The sequence below is a fragment of the Bacillus sp. Xin1 genome (assembly GCF_013314535.1).
Lineage (GTDB): Bacteria > Bacillota > Bacilli > Bacillales > Bacillaceae_G > Bacillus_A.
In genome coordinates this window covers 1-1,013 of sequence record NZ_JABUAE010000141.1, presented here as the reverse complement: position 1 = coordinate 1,013, position 1,013 = coordinate 1, and the positions used below count along the sequence as shown (strand labels likewise).

Annotated in this window: 1 protein-coding gene and 1 pseudogene; both read right to left on the bottom strand. The window is 32.0% G+C overall.

Going from position 1 to position 1,013, the window contains the following annotated elements; all coding sequences use genetic code 11:
- The coding region (locus tag HRG09_RS28125) for a glutaminase (protein ID WP_174104074.1) at nt 1-330 on the bottom strand (330 nt) is incomplete at its 3' end.
- Between the two features lie 535 nt (nt 331-865).
- Nucleotides 866-1,013: pseudogene (locus HRG09_RS28120) on the bottom strand (alanine/glycine:cation symporter family protein); the annotation flags it as partial.

The window sequence follows — 1,013 nt, the reverse complement described above, 5'->3', positions numbered from 1 at the left end:
AATTGAGTTAAAGGCATCTCCAGTTGGTTCAACATCAACTCGCTCTAATACATAAGAAATACCTCTGTTTAAACAAGCGGCTATAAAACCGATTACTTTTGATATACTTTGCAGAGTAAAAGGCACCTCCGAATCCCCTGATTTTATCATTGTTCCATTGGGCGCTATTATACAAATACCTAATTGAAATAAATTTATCTGTTCCAAAGCGGGAATATAACTGGCGCTTTGCCCTTTAGCAGCATATGATTTATACTGAGTTACCCATTGATCTAGATCTAAGCAAGCTTTTTTTTGACTCTCAACCTGAACGCTATACTCCTTTATCATTTAACCATATTCCTCCGTTCTATTAATTCTATACAGTATGAATTTTTCTTAATGGATAATAGACAATAAAGTGCAAAAAAACATTGTCAAGGCTATTCCCTTTTCCTATAGATTGATAGGTTATGTCCTAAAGGTATAGCATATTCAAGATTTATGATTTTTATCCCATAGCCTAATCAGTTATAACCTATATGAATCTCCCGGATAATTGAGTATGACCAACTCAAAAATTGTTATTTTTTCTTAACCTATCCATATACATGACTAAACATATATTCACTTGATAGACCTTTGCTGTTTGAGAAATCGTTTTAAAGAAATATACCATTACTTTTGCTGTTGTTCAGACCCCTCTTTTCAGCCTCTTAATATAGTTCCAATATATTAATACCTTTTATTATCCTGCATCAATTAGTTGAGAAAGAATCTGTTCCAAAGTTCTTAAGTTACGACACTATTTTTTATGTAATCAATTATTTTTGCACTAGAACCAAGAAAGATATTCAGACATATTACAGTCCGAATATCTTTTTTGTTACATACTTTTCTTTTTTGAAGTCGAAGTATCCTGATAATGCTCCCAACATTCAATATTCTCAAGTCCTTTAATGCTTTCTTTATAAAAAATAGGATCTTTACCAGCTTTTTTCTGTTTCATGTAATCTTGTAACGCAGCAAAGGCT